Origin of the sequence: Rhizobium sp. BK650, assembly GCF_014195325.1 — a bacterium.
In the GTDB taxonomy this organism is placed as follows: Bacteria; Pseudomonadota; Alphaproteobacteria; order Rhizobiales; family Rhizobiaceae; genus Rhizobium.
Window position 1 is genome coordinate 37,952 of sequence record NZ_JACIBK010000004.1, and the last position, 14,628, is coordinate 52,579.

Genomic DNA, 14,628 nt, shown 5'->3' on the forward strand with positions numbered 1-14,628 from the left:
TCGCGCCCGGAATTGCACGAGAATTAACGCAGCTTAAAATGCCGCTCGAGATCGGCAATCTGCTCGCCATTCAGCTGGCGAACCTTCATGCCGCGGGTGATGATGGAAAGCCTTGCCGCCTCTTCCAACTCCTCGATAGCAAAGACGGCTGAATCAAGCGTGGCCGCGGAGACGATCGGCCCATGATTTTCCAGAAGCACCGCGCTGTGCTCACTGGCGATTTCAGCAATCAGCGGCTTTACATCGACCGAGCCCGGTCGCGTATAGGGCACGACAGGCACCTTGCCGACGCGCATCACCACATAGGGCGTCAGCGGCGGAATGGCATCCTTGGGATCGGTATCGGCAAGGCAGGAAAGCGCGGTGGCATAGGTGGAATGTAGATGCACCACGGCGCCTGTCTGCGGCCGCTTCTCGTAAAAGGAGAAATGCAGCGGCAGTTCCTTGGTCGGTGCGTCACCGGAAAGATGGTTGCCGTTGCTGTCCAGCTTCGAAAGCCTGTCGGCATCGAGGAAGCCGAGGCAGGAATTGGTCGGTGTTGCAAGATAGAAGTCTGCAGTCTTCACCGAGATATTTCCCGAGGAGCCGGCCGTAAGGCCTCGCTCGAAAAGCGATTTTCCCCAACGGACGATGGCTTCGCGCAGTGCTGTCTCATTCATGGCCGGCAATCCTGTCGAGAGCCTTGGCGAAAAAGTCGGGCGAGCCGAAATTGCCGCTCTTCAGCGCCAGCCCGATCGGATGCGTCGGCCGGCCGTAATCGGAGACCAGAACCGGCACACCGGGGTCGATCTCTGCCCCGATGGTCATATGCTGGAGGCCAAGCGCTTCGACGACGGCGCCGGACGTCTCCCCGCCGCCGACGACGATCTGGCATGTGCCGGAATCGGCAAGCCGCCTGGCAAGGCCGCCGAAGAAATCCTCCAGGATCTTTGCCGATTCCTCGCGGCCGAAGCGCTGCTGCACGAAGCTGACGACATCGGGTGAACTCGTGGAATAGACGATCGGATTGTCGTCCGCGTTGGAGGTCACCCAGCGAGCGGCATGGTCGATCGACATGGTGCCGCGCACAATGGCGGCCGGATCGATCGAAAGGCCCGGATGGTTCTGCAGATGGCAGGCGACCTGGTTCTGCGAGGCAAGCGAGCAGGAACCGCAGAGAACGACGCCCGGCCCACTGACCGCAGGCGCTTCGGCCGGAATGCCGGACAGTTTGCCATCTCTGGCGAAATTGCGCACCAGTCCCTGTGCGAGGCCCGATCCGCCAGTCACCAGGGCGTGGTCGGCCACAGCCTCGCCGATCGTCAGCAGATCGGCGTCCTCGATGGCATCGACGACGACGAGGCGGTTGCCCTCGGTCAGCTCGTCGCGCAGTCGGCTGCGGATGGCGCCAGAACCTTCGCGCACCGTATCGAGCGTGATGCTGCCCACACCGCCGCGCGTCTGGTGCCGCAGCCAGCGGCGGATGTCAGGATCGGTCATCGGCGTCAGCGGGTGCTTTTCCATGCCGGATTCGCTGAGCAGCTTGTCCTTGACGAAGAGGTGGCCCATGAAGACCCGCCGGCCGGTCGCCGGGAAGGCGGGGCAGACGACGGTGACATTGGCGCCGGTCAGCCGCTGCAGGGCTTCGGCCACCGGACCGATATTACCCTCGGGTGTGGAATCGAAGGTCGAGCAATATTTGAAGAAGATCTGCTCGCAGCCCTGATCCACCAGCCATCGCGCGGCATTCATCGATTGCAAAACCGCCTGCTCGACAGGTATCGAGCGTGTCTTCAGCGCCACGACGCCCGCTTCGCAATTCACCTTGCCGCGGCCAGGACCGACGAACTGCATCGTCGACATGCCGCCGCGGGCAAGGGTGTTGGCAAGATCGCTCGCGCCGGTGAAATCGTCGGCAATGGCTCCAAGCAGCATGTCAGGTGCGCTCCGGCAGTCTGTTGTTTCTGATGGCGTTCACTTCATCGGTCGGGGGACCATATTTGCAATTAAGACCAGCCCGGCAGGGCTGTCACGCAATTTCAGGCGGAAAGGCCGGTTTGATCACCGGTTGGCACCGGCTGCAGGCCTTGCTCCCCGGCTGGTTTCACGGCAACAAGCATGACATGAGCATCCCGGCAGAATATCCCTTCGACTTCGATCCGACCTACGGCATGACGCTTGTCGACCTGCAGGCAATCCGGCCGCCGGAAGCGCCCCCGGGATTCGAGGCCTTCTGGCAGAAGCGCTATGCCAGGGCTCTGGCAGTTAAGCCCGAGCCGTGCCTGAGCCCTGGCAAGGATACTCACCCGGACTGGCAGGTGCAGGATATCGTCTTCACTTCCACCGACAATTTCTTGATCGGCGGGTGGCTGCTCACGCCCCGCAAGGGCGAAGTCAACCGCGGCCTCGTCGTCGGCCATGGCTATGGCGGTCGCGACCAGCCGGAATTCGATATTCTGGTCGAGGAGACCGCGATCCTCTTTCCCTGTTTCCGCGGCCTGTCGCGCAGCCCCCATCCGCCGATTTCGCCGGACGCCCCCTGGCATGTGCTGCACGATATCGATGATCCCGATCGCTATGTGATCGGCGGCTGCGTCGAGGATCTCTGGGTTGCCGTCTCGGCGCTCCTGTCGCTTTATCCCGCTCTCGCAGGCCATATCGGCTATAGCGGTATCAGTTTCGGCGGTGGCATCGGCGCGCTCGGCATTCCCTTCGACAGCAGGATCGCCCGCGGCCATCTCATCGTCCCCACTTTCGGCGATCGAAAGCAATGGCTGACACTGCCGACTGTTGGTAGCGCCCATTCGGTGCAGGAATATGCGAAGAGCCACGCCGAGGTCTTTGAAAACCTGCGCCTTTTCGATGCCGCAACGGCTGCGGCGCGCATCACCGTGCCGATGTTGGCGGCTGTCGCGCTCTTCGACCCGGCCGTTGCGCCCCCTTGTCAGTTCGCGGTGGCGAACGCTCTGCCGAAGTCAAAATTTAATGAAATCTTCATCCTCGATGCCGGGCATTTCGATTATCCTGACAGTGCGATGCAGCAAACTGCGCTGCGCGAGCGAGTCGGGCGGTTTTTCAGGGGTCTATGAGCCGAGAGTATCTGCGCTGGTACAGCGATCGGCTCCATCGTGACATGGAGCTTCTGGTGTTCGGCCATGCCGGCGCCAAAGTCCTGATGTTCCCGACGCGGGAAGGGCGTTTCTGGGAATATGAACATCTCGGTATCGTCGCGAGCCTCGCTGACACGCTCGAGGCCGGATATCTGCAACTCTTCTGCATCGAGGGGCTTGCGAACGAAACCTTTTACGATTTCGGCCGCCATCCCGCCGATCGCATCCGTCGCCACGTTGCTTTCGAGGAATATGTGCTGAACGAGGTTCTGCCGCTGATGGAAAGCCGCAACGGCCACGAATGCACCATTGTCCACGGCTGCAGCCTCGGCGCCTTTCAGGCCGCCAGCCTCGTCTTCCGCCACCCGCATCTCTTTCGCAAGCTCGTGGCCTTTTCCGGCCGCTACGACCTGACCATGAGGGTCGAATCCTTCCTCGATCTCTTCGACGGCTATTATGATGAGACCGTCTATTTCCACATGCCGACGCATTTCCTCCCCGGCCTCGGCAGCGACTGGCGGCTGGAGAAGCTGCGGCGGGTGGATATCGTGCTGACGATCGGCAACGAGGATCCCTTCCTCGACAACAACCGTCATCTCAGCCGCCTGCTCGCCGAAAAGGGCGTCGGCCACCAATTGCATTTTTGGGATGGCAGGGCGCACCGCGCCGGAGCCTGGCGCCGAATGGCGCCACTTTACATCTAAAAACTGTCGGATGGCGTATCTGAAAGCCGCCGGGGACAGCTCCCGTCCTATTGCATCAGCGGCTTCTTGAGGAAGCTGTTGCGGTCGGCCGACTTGATGCGCAGCCAGGCTTCGCGGCCATTGCGCAGCACGCGCATCGGGATTTCGGCCCCTGCCGGGCCGCTCGTCCAGACCTTGCGGTAGAAATCGGCAAGCCCGTCGACTTCGCCGTCGCGGATTTCCGAGATCACATCGCCCTGCTGCAGGCCTGCCTTGGCGGCCGGGCTGCCGTTGGCAACGCTCATGACCACGACTTCGCCGTTGTTTTCGGCCGAATAGGCACCGAGCCAGGGGCGTGGCGGTTTGTCTATATGTCCGTGATTCAGCACGTCCTCGAGGATCGGCGGCAGAAGGTTGATCGGCACGACCATGTTGATGTCGGCCACCTCGTCGCCCTGCACCATCTGCAGGCGCAGTGAACCGATGCCGAGCAGCTTGCCCTCGTCGCTGATGAGCGCCGCGCCGCCCCAGGAAGGATGAGCGGGCGCAATGAAGATCGCTTCGTCGAGCAGATACTCCCAGTAGCCGGCAAATTCCTGCTTGGCGACGATATGGGCCTCCACGAATTCGCCAAGCCCATCGGCAAAGATCACGGCGTCGCCGACCGTCGTCTTGACCTTGTCGCCGATTTCGATGGCTGGCAAATCCAGCGGCGCCAGCGCCTGAATAAGGCCGAAGCCGGTTTCCTGATCGTAAGCCAGCGCATGTCCGGGCACGACCTTGCCGTCCTGACGCGTCAGCCAGATATCGTCGGCTTCGGTAATCAGATAGCCGATGGTCAACACCAGCCCGTTATCCCTGATGACGACGCCGCTTCCTTCCCGGCGGGTGCCCAGCGTATTCGCGGTGAAGGCATCTTCGGGGATGGAGGCGCGAACGGCCACAACTGACCGCAGGATCCTGTCGATATTCATGGTTTCATCCTCGTACGGCGCGGCACAAAGGCTCGGAATGTTGCGAGGGCCGGCAAGGGCCGGACGCATACCATTCCCTTGATAACTATGTAACGGAAGGCTCCGCTGCAAGACCCGCCGCCTTCGGTCTTTTGCTCGTTGGCGTTATTTTACTTGACCTTATCTTGCTTGAGCGGCCGCCTCCCTTGACGTTGTTAGGCGGAGACAAAAGCTAAGCCTTCAGTAAGGCCGTTCTCACAATGAGGCTTGCGACGAGGCCGGGGCCGTCCTCGCGCATGGCGAGGGTCAGCCGCGCTCCTTGCCTTTCGGCTGCGGCTTTCGCGATCGCCAGCCCCAAGCCGCTCCCCTCGCTCTCCTGAGGCCTTGCCCTGAAGAATCGTTCAAAGACGCGTGGCATTTCTTCCACCGCGATGCCGGGGCCGGTGTCGCGGATTTCGATTCGTATTTCTTGCCCGGCGACCTCCACTGCGACATCGACGGTTCCGCTCGGTGGCGTGTAGCGTACGGCGTTCTCGACCAAATTGTCGAGGATGATCTCGAAATCGGCCAACGCACCGATCGCAATAGCCTTGTCCCGGCGCGTGATGCCAAGGTCAATCCCCCGGCTCTCGGCGAGCGGGGTCAGGCGCGCAACCGTGTCGAGTGCAAGCTGGACGAGGTCGATCGGCTGCGGCGCGGGCGCGGTCTCATGTGCGTCGTATCGCGCGAGACGCAAGAGCTTGCTGACAAGACTGGTGGCCCTGCCGATTCCAGCTTCGAGTTCGGTCAAACGCTGGGAAAAACGGCCATCCCGATCGTCATGGCGGAGGTTGTCGATTTGAATTTGCAACGCCGAGAGCGGTGTGCGCAATTCGTGGGCCGCGTCAGAAATAAACCGCCGCTGTCTCTCCAGCAATGCGCGGAGCCTGGCGAGCAACAGATTGATCGAATTTACGAAGGGAATGACTTCGGCGGGCACGTCGTCGGTGGGAACTGGGCTGTCAACCGTCGTGTCTCGGGAGGCGACTGCGACGGCCAAGCGATTCAGTCGAGCCATGATCCGGTCGATGATCCAGCTCAGTGTCAGCAATGACAATGGAATGAGAACGATGATGGGAAGTGCCGCCTGGAGCGCTGCATTGGCCGCCAATTCCTGGCGGACGCTCATGTCCTGGGAAACCTGCACGGTTCGATCGGGCGCGGCCAGCGTGTAGACGCGCCAATTGTCACTGCCGGTCGGAACGTCGGCAAACCCGGTCGCGGTCTGGCGGGGAATGCCAACGGCGGGATGCGATTGTCGCAAAGTCCGCCCGGCCGCATCCCAGACCTGGATCACGAAGTCGTCTTCGGGATCGTGCGGCGCACTGCTATCTGGGCCTGTCGCTGGTGATGAACGCGCATCCCCGACATAAAGTGCGATCTGCCGAAGCTGATTGTCGAGGAAGTCGGATGCCTCGTTCTGAACCAGCAAATATGACGTTGTCGCCGCGCAGACGCCGATGGTCGCCATCAAACCGGCGAGCCATAAGAAAGCCGTGCGTCGGATCGATATGGTGTTTGTCACTTCGGGACCATCCAGCCGGCCCCTCGGACGTTGCGTATGATGTCCTTGTCGAACTTGCGTCGCACATAATGGATGAGGACGTCGATAGCGTTGCTTTCCACCTCCTCACCCCAGCCATAGAGCCTTTCCTCAAGCTGGGTGCGCGAGAGAATGGTTCCGGGACGCTCCAAGAGTGCCTGAAGCAGCGCGAATTCGCGCGCCGGCAGCACCTCGCCGCACCCACGATATTTCACTTCATGGCTAGATAGGTCGAGCTCGATTTCGCTCGTGTAGAGGATGGAAACCGCCTGACCTCCATGCCGGCGCAGGACCGCACGCATGCGTGCGAGCAGTTCTTTGACCTCGAACGGCTTCACCAGATAGTCGTCTGCCCCGAGGTCGAGCCCCGTGACGCGATCGTCGAGTTCGTCACGGGCGGTGATCACCAGGATTGGTCTCTTGTCGCCGGCTGCCCGCAGCGAGCTTAGAATTTCAAGGCCGGAACGGCCAGGCAAGCCGAGGTCGAGCAACACAAGACCATGCCCGCCAACGGCGGCGGCTTCGTCCCCGAGGCGCCCGTCCTGCACCCAGTCTACCGACATGCCGGCATCGTCGAGGGCTTGTACGAGCGCCCGGCCAAGCATGACATCATCTTCGATCACGAGAATACGCATGCTTCAAACTAGCCTAAACGCGTCCACCTGGACAGATTTGGTGTAAGCCGACTCCACTACGGCTGATCTTCTAAGCCCCTCCTAATTCTACCGGCGTCACATGCCTGCTTGAGTCCGAAGAGGAGCGCTAATCATGACTGTCCGCTATCGAATATCCGCCGCATTAGCCTTGCTTCTCATGGTGTCATCCGGCGCGGTCCCACCCGCTGAGGCGCAGGAGAAACTCGTTGCGCCTGAGACGAACCCGCCGGGCGACATTCCGGACAATCAGGTCTTCGTCACCTACACCTCTCCTGAGGGATTTGATCTGAAGGTGCCGGAAGGATGGTCACGCACCGAGATCGACCATGGCGTTCGGTTCTTCGATAAATACGATGAAATCGATGCTACCGTTGGCGCCGCGAGTGCTGCTCCAACGGTCTCCTCAGCAAAGGCCCACGAGATCCCGGACCTCAAAACGGCCGGACACGCCGTCAAAGTCACCGCAGTTAAGGATGTAAAGCTTGCAGCCGGGCCGGCCGTTCGCATCAGTTATGTGTCGAACTCCGCGCCAAATCCGGTGACGAACAAGCAGATCAGGCTCGAGCACGAGCGCTTCATTCTGTTCAAGGATGGCAGGACGGTCACACTCGATCTTGCCGCACCGGCCGGTGCGGACAATGTCGACCAGTGGCAGTTGATCTCCAACTCATTGCAGTGGAGATGACCACATGCGTGTACTGGAGGCGACCGAGCTTTATCGCTTCTATCATGCAGGCGACGACGAAGTCGTGGCTTTGCGCGGGGTTGCCCTCACGCTCGATACCGGGGAGTTTACCGCTTTGAGGGGCCCGTCGGGCAGCGGGAAATCGACGCTGCTTGCCTGTCTTGCCGGGCTCGACGAGCCGGACGGGGGCATGGTGTCTGTCCTGGGCGAGCGCATGACCCGACGCTCCGAGGCGGAGCGGGCTCGGCTTAGGGCGCGCCATTTTGGCATGCTCATGCAATCCGGCAATCTGTTCGAGCATCTGACGGTGCGAGCCAACATCCGTCTCCAGATGGAGATTTCCGGCCGCGGCCGATCGGGCGAAATTGACGATCTTGTCGGCAGCCTGGGCCTCGACGGCCTCGCCGACATATTACCTGCCCACCTTTCAGGCGGGGAGGCAGCACGCGCTGGCCTGGCCGTCGCGCTCGCAGCGAAACCACAGATCCTGCTCTGCGATGAGCCCACTGCCGAAGTCGACGCAGCAACGGAACAGCTCGTCATCGATCGCCTCATCGAAATTTGTCGCAGCGGCACTGCCGTCCTGGTCGTCACGCACAGCGGCGGGCTCGCCGCACGAGCCGATCGCATGATCGACATTCGGGATGGAGGCATCGTGCATGGCTAGAACCCTAGTTGTGGCCGCCGATGTTTGGCGCAGTTTCCAGCGCGAACGTGGCGTCCTGGCAGCCGTTCAAGGGTGCTCCTTCAAGATTAAAGCGGGAGAAACCATCGCAATCGTGGGACCGTCGGGCTGCGGCAAGACGACCCTTTTAAACCTGATCGCAGGATTGGGCGTCCCGAGTTCAGGACGAGTGGAATGGCCTGGGCTTGGCTCGCCCGACACATTGCGCCCCGAGCGAATCGGCGTCGTCTTTCAATCTGCGAACCTGATACCCGGGCTCACCGCCCTCGAGAATGTCGAGCTACCGATCCTTCTCGCTAACGGCTCCGAAGCCGAGGCGCGCGCCCTGGCAGCGCTTGCCACTTTCAGCGTCGAAGCGCTCGCGGGAAAGTTGCCAGAGCAGCTCTCCGGCGGCCAGGCTGAGCGGATCGCCGTAGCCCGTGCCATTGTCACCAATCCGGAATTGATCGTCGCTGACGAGCCGACAGGCCAACTCGATCAGGCTGGCGCTGCGTTGCTGGTCGACCGGCTCCTTGCCTGGGGACAGCAGACTGGGAGCGCCATCATCATCGCCACCCATGATGAGCGCGTAGCGGCGAAAATGAACCGTATCTGGCGCATGCGTCATGGCAAATTTGAAAGCATGGACGAGAGGCTCAAATGTACAGGCACTGGTTGATCGGACTTGTGCGAACCCGTTCCGGCCGCCTCGTCGGCACCATCGGCGGTGTGGCGCTCACGGTCGCCTTCATCGCGTGCCTGGGCGCCTTTTTGCAATCCAGCGCGGCGGAGATGACGGTAAGGTCGGTTTCCCAAGTGCCCGTCGACTGGCAGGTCCAGTCGCTGCCGGGGGCGGACCACAGTGCAGTCGAGGATGCGACCCGCTCCGCCGCGCCGGTTACCGGCTTGCAGCTGATCAACTATGCCGACGTACCAGGCTTTGAGGCGAACACGGGAGATACCGTGCAGACCACGGGCGGCGGCACGGTGCTTGGCATCGGACCGGGCTATTTCGACCAATTCCCGGCACAGGTTCGACGGCTCGTAGGATCGGTCGACGGCGTCCTGGTAGCGCAGCAGACTGCCGCCAACTTGCATGTCACAGTGGGGGATCAGGTCATCATCCACCGCCACCAAGCGCCTGATGTCAGCGCGACGATCGCCGGCATCGTCGATTTGCCGAACGCCGATGCAATGTTTCAGGCGATCGGCGTCCCGGCTGGCGCCGCACCGCAAGCGCCACCGGACAACGTTCTGCTGTTGCCGATATCTCAGTGGCAGCGGGTGTTCGAGCAGCAAAGCGCCAGCCGGCCCGATACCATTCGGACCGAGTTTCACGTCAAGCTCGATCATCATGATCTTCCGTCCGACCCGGTCGCTGCGAGCACCTGGGCAGCTGAGCGCGGCCACAATTTCGAGGCTCGCGTCGCTGGAACCGCGCTGCTTGCAAACAACCTGGCGGCCCGATTGGGAGCGGCGCGCGAGGATGCCCTCTATGCGCGGCTGGTTTTCCTGTTCCTTGGCGCCCCCGGCGCCATCTTTGCCATCCTGCTGACCCTTGCCGTAGCCGGAGCAGGACGGGACAAACGTCGCCGCGATCAGGCGTTGCTGCGCTTGCGGGGGGCAACGGTCGATACGGTTCTTCGCTTGGCTGCCGCTGAAGCGGCAGTTGCGGGCGTCGGCGGTGCGATCCTCGGTATTCTCCTTGCTGCTCCTGCTGCACATTTTATTCTCGGGGTGGTGCTCCTGCGGGGCGCAGCTGTTCCTTTACTCAGCGCTGTGGCGGTGGCTGGGATCGCGCTTTCGCTCGCAGCGATCTTAATCCCCGCCTGGCGCGATGCACGCGGCTCGACCGTTGCGGTCGCGCGGCGGCCAATCGGCAATGACCGGACACCGCTTTGGGCCCGCTTCCATCTCGACCTCGTGCTGCTGGCGCTCGCTGCAGCGCTCTACTGGCGTTCGGCAGCGAGCGGATACCAGGTCGTTCTTGCGCCGGAAGGCGTGGCAGCGGCGGCGATCGACTACACCGCCTTCCTCGCCCCCTTGTTGCTCTGGACTGGCATGGCGCTATCGGCCATGCGGTTCGTCGGGGCCGGGTTGCAACAAGGCCGGTCGGTGATCGCCAGAGGCTTACGACCCGTCGCCGGTCGTCTCGCGGATGTGGTGGCCGCAACATTGGGACGGCAAAGTCCGCGGCTGACTGCGGGCATCGGCCTGGCTGCGCTTTCCTTTGCCTTCGCCGCATCGACCGCGATTTTCAACGCGACCTATCAGGCTCAGGCACGGGTCGACGCTGAACTCACCAACGGGGCCGACATCACCGTCACAGGCACATCCGCCGTGCCTGCGTCCCAGGCGCTCGAGCGTCTTTCCAAGTTGCCGGGCATAGTGGCTTCCGAGCCGATGCAACATCGATACGCTTACGTCGGAACCGACCTTCAGGACCTATACGGCATCGATCCGGTGCGCATCGGGACAGCCACGGCGATGTCCGATGCCTATTTCGCCAATGGCGACGCCAGGGCGACACTCTCCGACCTCGCACAAACGCCCGATGGCGTGCTCGTATCGCAGGAAACGGTCAACGACTACCAACTCAGTCGCGGCGACAGCATCAATCTTCGCCTGCAAAACGCGACCGATCACCAATACCATCTCGTGCCCTTCCACATAGTGGGCGTGGTCCGCGAATTCCCGACTGCACCCAAGGATTCGTTTCTGGTGGCCAACGCCGCTTACATTGCGCAGCAGACAGGTTCTGCGGAAAGCGAGATCGTTCTCATCCGGTCGAATGGCGATCCGGCCCGCATCGCGCGGGCCGCCCAGAGCGCGGCTGCGGGTCTTCCTGGGCTCAAGGTCAGTCAGATCGGCGATGCGGTCGCCCTGATCGGGTCGAGCCTCACCGCCGTCGATCTCGCCGGTTTGACGCGGCTTGAGCTGATCTTCGCGCTGGTCGTGCTGGCTGCCTCGGGCGGACTGGTGCTTGGCCTGGGCTTTGCCGACCGCGAGCGCTCCTTCGCCGTTCTCGTCGCGCTCGGGGCCACATCAAGACAACTCGGCGCGTTCGTTTGGAGCGAAGCCGCCCTGGTCATCGGTAGCGGCATGGTCCTCGGTCTCCTGGCTGGCGCCCTGATTGCCTATGTGCTCGTCAAGCTGCTGACCGGCGTGTTCGATCCGCCGCCCGATGTCCTTTCCGTGCCCTGGCTCTATCTCGCTGCCCTCATTGTCACGGCGGCCGGCGCCGCTTTGCTGGCCGCGACCGGCGAAGCGATGCGTAGCCGGACACACGTGACCGAGAAGCTCAGAGGTGAATGAGAACGGGCGCTGCCGTTGTGAAAGTTTGCAGAGATGGGGCTGACGCCATGAAAGGAGAACGAGAATGAAAACGCAAATGCTTATGGCCGCGGTGCTGGTGCTGGCGCCGATCAGTACCGTATTCGCTGCCCAGACGTCCGGCACGATCACCGCGATCAGCAAGAATGCCGATACGATCAGGCTGTCGGACGGCAAGACTTACGTCCTGCCCGAAGGGATCGAAGATACCAAACTTCGTGTCGGCGAGAAGGTCCAGCTAACCTATGCGGACAAGGGCGGTAAGGCGGTTGTCTCTCATCTGGTTCCGCAAAAATAAAGATTGCGGCGGCCGATGGCATTACCGGCCGCCGCACCCGGTTGATTACTATCGGGTACTACCCCGACATCCGCTCTAATTCTCAGCTAATTGTACCCGCGTAGTCAAAGCGGGCCAGCCGAACGCTGCCGGCAAAGGAGCGAACGTATGGCGCTCCCACCGCGGGCGCACCATTCAACCGGCGAGGGGCGACACTGAAGTGACGCCTTCCTTGCACTGCCAAATTCGGGGAATCCACTGATGAGACAGATCTTTCTTGTCATCGCGCTCATTGCCGCTCCGGTGGCGGCCTTCACGAGTTTTGAACTCTACGCCAACAACGCGCCCGCCAAAACGGGGGATTTAGGCGATCTTTCATCGTTCAAAGCCATCATCGCCGACGTCCAGAGCCTCGCTTCCAAGGGGGATCTGTCGGCCGCCGCAAAGCGCATCACCGACTATGAGACGGCCTGGGACGAGGCCGAGACCGCGATCCGTCCGCTGAACCCGAACGACTGGAACAACATCGACGCCGCCTCCGACGCGGCGCTGAAGGCGTTGCGTCAATCCGCTCCGTCCGCTGACAAAGTCAATAAAACGCTCGCCGCTCTCGTGACGGTTCTCAACAATCCGGCCCAGCCTGCTCAATAGGCGGTCGGCGGACCGCGTTACCCTCATGCCTGAATTGCCCGCGAGACGTTCAACGTCCGTTCAAGGAGACCCGTTATGTCTGCACCGATTGCCAAAGCTGCCGTTTACAATCGTGTTCCTCGCGTCACGGCCGATTTCTGGCTCATCAAGCTGATGGCCGTTACCATGGGTGAAACCGCGGCCGACTATCTTAACGTGCAAATGGGTTTGGGGCTGACGGCGACATCACTGATTATGTCCGCCATTCTGGCCGTCGCATTGGTATGGCAGTTTGCGCAGAAGAAATATGTTCCCGCCGCCTATTGGCTTTCCGTGGTGCTGATCAGCATCGTTGGTACGTTGATTACCGACAATTTGGTCGACAACTTCCGTGTGCCACTGTTGGATACGACCATTGCATTCTCTGTAGCCTTGGCGCTGACTTTCCTGCTGTGGTTCCAGACGGAGCGGACACTTTCAATCCACTCCATATCCACCGGGCGGCGCGAGGCCTTCTACTGGCTCGCAATCCTATTCACCTTTGCACTCGGCACCGCGGCGGGCGATCTGGTGGCCGAGAAATTCGCGCTGGGATATCTGGCGACTGGCGTCCTGTTCGGCATGATCATCATCTCGCTCGCCATCGGCTACTTTTTCTTGGGTCTGGATCCGATACTTGGCTTCTGGCTGGTCTACATTCTGACAAGGCCTCTGGGTGCTTCGTTCGGCGATCTGATGTCTCAGCCCGCACAATATGGCGGCCTCGGCCTTGGCACGATCATAACGAGTGCAATCTTCCTCGCCGCGATCGTCACCATCGTAGCCTTTATGAGCATGCGGCACGAAGGCGAGGAATTGGCCGAGATCGACGAGGACGGCAAATTGGCAAAGGCCAGCCGAGGCGAAACGTTCGCGGTTGCCGAAGAAGATCTCTGAAACGGCCTGGCGTTTTATTGTCACCGAGAGCTACGCCAGTATCGGTTTAGGGCTCTGATGGATTTCCAATGGAAGCTTAGCTTAGGCCGAGGAGTTGGGCCGGCAAGGGCCGGACGCGGAAGGCTCCGCTGCAAGACCCGCCGCCTTCGGTCTTTTGCTCGTTGGCGTTATTTACTTGACCTTATCTTGCTTGAGCGGCCGCCTCCCGGCCATATTGCCGGGGCGAGCGCGCCATCACCCGCTTGAAGGCGGTGCTGAAGGCGCTCTCGGATTCGTAGCCGAGCGAAAGAGCGATCGTGCCGATCGGCTCGCTACTATTCGTCAGCCGCTCGCTTGCCAGCATCATGCGCCAGCGGGTGAGGTAATCCATCGGCGCGGCTCCGACCTTTTGCCGGAAGCGCTCGGCAAAGGAGGAGCGCGACATGCCGGCCATCGCTGCAAGCTGCTGCAGCGTCCAGCGGCGGGCGGGCTCGGCGTGCATGGCGCCGATCACCAGGCCGATCTGCCGGTCGGCAAGCGCAAAGAGCCAGCCGATGCCTTCGGTATTGGGTGCGGCAAGATAGAGCCGCAGGATCTGCATCAGCATGATATGCGCCAGATGCTCGGTCATCAGGAAGCCGCCCGGATGCCGGCCGCGCAACTCGCGCGCCATCTGATCGATGGCAAAACGCAGGACGGAGGCCTGATCCGAATGCTGGCTGATATGGACGACTGGCGGCAATATGCCGACAAGCAGGTCCGCGCCGGCGCCGGAAAAACCGAAGCGGCTGCCGACCAGGAAGAAGGCGCCGCCGCCGTTGCAGGTGGCAATCCCGTCCTTTGCATGCTCATAGATATCATGGGCCGGGATCGTCGGCAGGCTGCGATCGCTCATCATGCGGAAAGGCCGGCTCTGCGTCAGCAGGAAACAATCGCCTTCTTCGAGCCGTATGGGGTCGACGCCCTCCACCTCGAGCCAGCAGCTGCCTGACAGCACGGCATTGAATTTGATGCCCTGCGGCGGCGGGAAATCGATCGCCCAGCCGCATCCGGCATCGAGGCCGACCGAGACGTAGCTCTTCGGCTTCAAGAGCGCCAGGACGTCGGAAAGGGGATCCACGGAAACAGAACTCATGCCAAAATCCGGACGATCGCAAACGT

15 protein-coding genes are annotated in these 14,628 nt (G+C 61.7%); 9 read left to right on the forward strand and 6 right to left on the reverse strand.

Annotated elements, in window-relative coordinates:
- Positions 1-23: 23 nt before the first annotated feature.
- Entirely contained in the window at positions 24-659 is a 636-nt protein-coding gene (locus FHX15_RS12000; RefSeq protein ID WP_184397272.1) for an aldolase, read from the reverse strand.
- Positions 652-1,914, reverse strand: a complete 1,263-nt coding sequence (otnK, locus tag FHX15_RS12005) for a 3-oxo-tetronate kinase (protein WP_184397275.1) — start codon at positions 1,912-1,914, stop codon at positions 652-654. The genes FHX15_RS12000 and otnK overlap by 8 nt, the downstream gene beginning before the upstream one ends.
- A gap of 188 nt (positions 1,915-2,102) precedes the next feature.
- Between otnK and FHX15_RS12010 the strand changes: the two genes are divergently transcribed.
- On the forward strand, positions 2,103-3,068 hold the full coding sequence (locus tag FHX15_RS12010) for an acetylxylan esterase (protein ID WP_184397899.1): 966 nt from the start codon (positions 2,103-2,105) through the stop codon (positions 3,066-3,068).
- A complete protein-coding gene (locus FHX15_RS12015) occupies positions 3,065-3,793 on the forward strand; it encodes an esterase family protein (protein WP_184397277.1) in 729 nt (242 codons plus the stop codon). Before FHX15_RS12010 ends, FHX15_RS12015 begins: the two co-directional genes overlap by 4 nt.
- Before the next feature lie 47 nt (positions 3,794-3,840).
- Here the strand turns inward: FHX15_RS12015 and FHX15_RS12020 are convergent, their stop codons facing one another.
- From FHX15_RS12020 to FHX15_RS12030, 3 genes are all read right to left on the reverse strand, one after another.
- Entirely contained in the window at positions 3,841-4,746 is a 906-nt protein-coding gene (locus FHX15_RS12020) for a S1C family serine protease (protein WP_184397279.1), read from the reverse strand.
- A 211-nt stretch (positions 4,747-4,957) separates the two neighbouring features.
- Positions 4,958-6,235 carry an ATP-binding protein gene (locus FHX15_RS12025; protein ID WP_210290686.1) on the reverse strand — a complete coding sequence of 426 codons (1,278 nt, stop codon included), beginning with the start codon at positions 6,233-6,235 and terminating at the stop codon, positions 4,958-4,960.
- A gap of 50 nt (positions 6,236-6,285) precedes the next feature.
- Positions 6,286-6,942, reverse strand: a complete 657-nt coding sequence (locus tag FHX15_RS12030; protein WP_184397283.1) for a response regulator transcription factor — start codon at positions 6,940-6,942, stop codon at positions 6,286-6,288.
- 133 nt (positions 6,943-7,075) lie between these two features.
- Here FHX15_RS12030 and FHX15_RS12035 point away from each other — a divergent pair, with 133 nt between their 5' ends.
- From FHX15_RS12035 to FHX15_RS12065, 7 genes are all read left to right on the forward strand, one after another.
- On the forward strand, positions 7,076-7,648 hold the full coding sequence (locus FHX15_RS12035; protein ID WP_184397285.1) for a hypothetical protein: 573 nt from the start codon (positions 7,076-7,078) through the stop codon (positions 7,646-7,648).
- Positions 7,649-7,652: 4 nt separating this feature from the next.
- Entirely contained in the window at positions 7,653-8,315 is a 663-nt protein-coding gene (locus tag FHX15_RS12040) for an ABC transporter ATP-binding protein (protein WP_184397287.1), read from the forward strand.
- The gene (locus tag FHX15_RS12045) at positions 8,308-8,991 is read left to right on the forward strand and encodes an ABC transporter ATP-binding protein (protein WP_184397289.1); all 684 of its coding nucleotides are present in this window, start codon (positions 8,308-8,310) and stop codon (positions 8,989-8,991) included. Before FHX15_RS12040 ends, FHX15_RS12045 begins: the two co-directional genes overlap by 8 nt.
- Positions 8,973-11,627, forward strand: coding sequence for an ABC transporter permease (locus tag FHX15_RS12050; protein ID WP_184397291.1), 2,655 nt, complete (start codon positions 8,973-8,975; stop codon positions 11,625-11,627). Before FHX15_RS12045 ends, FHX15_RS12050 begins: the two co-directional genes overlap by 19 nt.
- Before the next feature lie 64 nt (positions 11,628-11,691).
- A complete protein-coding gene (locus FHX15_RS12055; protein ID WP_184397293.1) occupies positions 11,692-11,943 on the forward strand; it encodes a DUF1344 domain-containing protein in 252 nt (83 codons plus the stop codon).
- Positions 11,944-12,183: 240 nt separating this feature from the next.
- Positions 12,184-12,573 carry a hypothetical protein gene (locus FHX15_RS12060; RefSeq protein ID WP_184397295.1) on the forward strand — a complete coding sequence of 130 codons (390 nt, stop codon included), beginning with the start codon at positions 12,184-12,186 and terminating at the stop codon, positions 12,571-12,573.
- A 75-nt stretch (positions 12,574-12,648) separates the two neighbouring features.
- Positions 12,649-13,488, forward strand: coding sequence for a hypothetical protein (locus FHX15_RS12065; RefSeq protein ID WP_184397297.1), 840 nt, complete (start codon positions 12,649-12,651; stop codon positions 13,486-13,488).
- A gap of 181 nt (positions 13,489-13,669) precedes the next feature.
- Here the strand turns inward: FHX15_RS12065 and FHX15_RS12070 are convergent, their stop codons facing one another.
- Entirely contained in the window at positions 13,670-14,587 is a 918-nt protein-coding gene (locus FHX15_RS12070) for an AraC family transcriptional regulator (protein WP_184397901.1), read from the reverse strand.
- Positions 14,588-14,628: the final 41 nt, after the last annotated feature.

What these genes read in the sequence shown, in the direction of transcription:
- otnK (WP_184397275.1), bottom strand. Translation starts at nt 1,914, where the DNA reads ATGCTGCTTGGAGCCATTGCCGACGATTTCACCGGCGCGAGCGATCTT.
- FHX15_RS12055 (WP_184397293.1), top strand. Translation starts at nt 11,692, where the DNA reads ATGAAAACGCAAATGCTTATGGCCGCGGTGCTGGTGCTGGCGCCGATC.
- FHX15_RS12040 (WP_184397287.1), top strand. Translation starts at nt 7,653, where the DNA reads ATGCGTGTACTGGAGGCGACCGAGCTTTATCGCTTCTATCATGCAGGC.
- FHX15_RS12000 (WP_184397272.1), bottom strand. Translation starts at nt 659, where the DNA reads ATGAATGAGACAGCACTGCGCGAAGCCATCGTCCGTTGGGGAAAATCG.
- FHX15_RS12025 (WP_210290686.1), bottom strand. Translation starts at nt 6,235, where the DNA reads ATGGCGACCATCGGCGTCTGCGCGGCGACAACGTCATATTTGCTGGTT.
- FHX15_RS12015 (WP_184397277.1), top strand. Translation starts at nt 3,065, where the DNA reads ATGAGCCGAGAGTATCTGCGCTGGTACAGCGATCGGCTCCATCGTGAC.
- FHX15_RS12010 (WP_184397899.1), top strand. Translation starts at nt 2,103, where the DNA reads ATGAGCATCCCGGCAGAATATCCCTTCGACTTCGATCCGACCTACGGC.
- FHX15_RS12020 (WP_184397279.1), bottom strand. Translation starts at nt 4,746, where the DNA reads ATGAATATCGACAGGATCCTGCGGTCAGTTGTGGCCGTTCGCGCCTCC.
- FHX15_RS12050 (WP_184397291.1), top strand. Translation starts at nt 8,973, where the DNA reads ATGTACAGGCACTGGTTGATCGGACTTGTGCGAACCCGTTCCGGCCGC.
- FHX15_RS12035 (WP_184397285.1), top strand. Translation starts at nt 7,076, where the DNA reads ATGACTGTCCGCTATCGAATATCCGCCGCATTAGCCTTGCTTCTCATG.
- FHX15_RS12060 (WP_184397295.1), top strand. Translation starts at nt 12,184, where the DNA reads ATGAGACAGATCTTTCTTGTCATCGCGCTCATTGCCGCTCCGGTGGCG.
- FHX15_RS12065 (WP_184397297.1), top strand. Translation starts at nt 12,649, where the DNA reads ATGTCTGCACCGATTGCCAAAGCTGCCGTTTACAATCGTGTTCCTCGC.
- FHX15_RS12030 (WP_184397283.1), bottom strand. Translation starts at nt 6,942, where the DNA reads ATGCGTATTCTCGTGATCGAAGATGATGTCATGCTTGGCCGGGCGCTC.
- FHX15_RS12045 (WP_184397289.1), top strand. Translation starts at nt 8,308, where the DNA reads ATGGCTAGAACCCTAGTTGTGGCCGCCGATGTTTGGCGCAGTTTCCAG.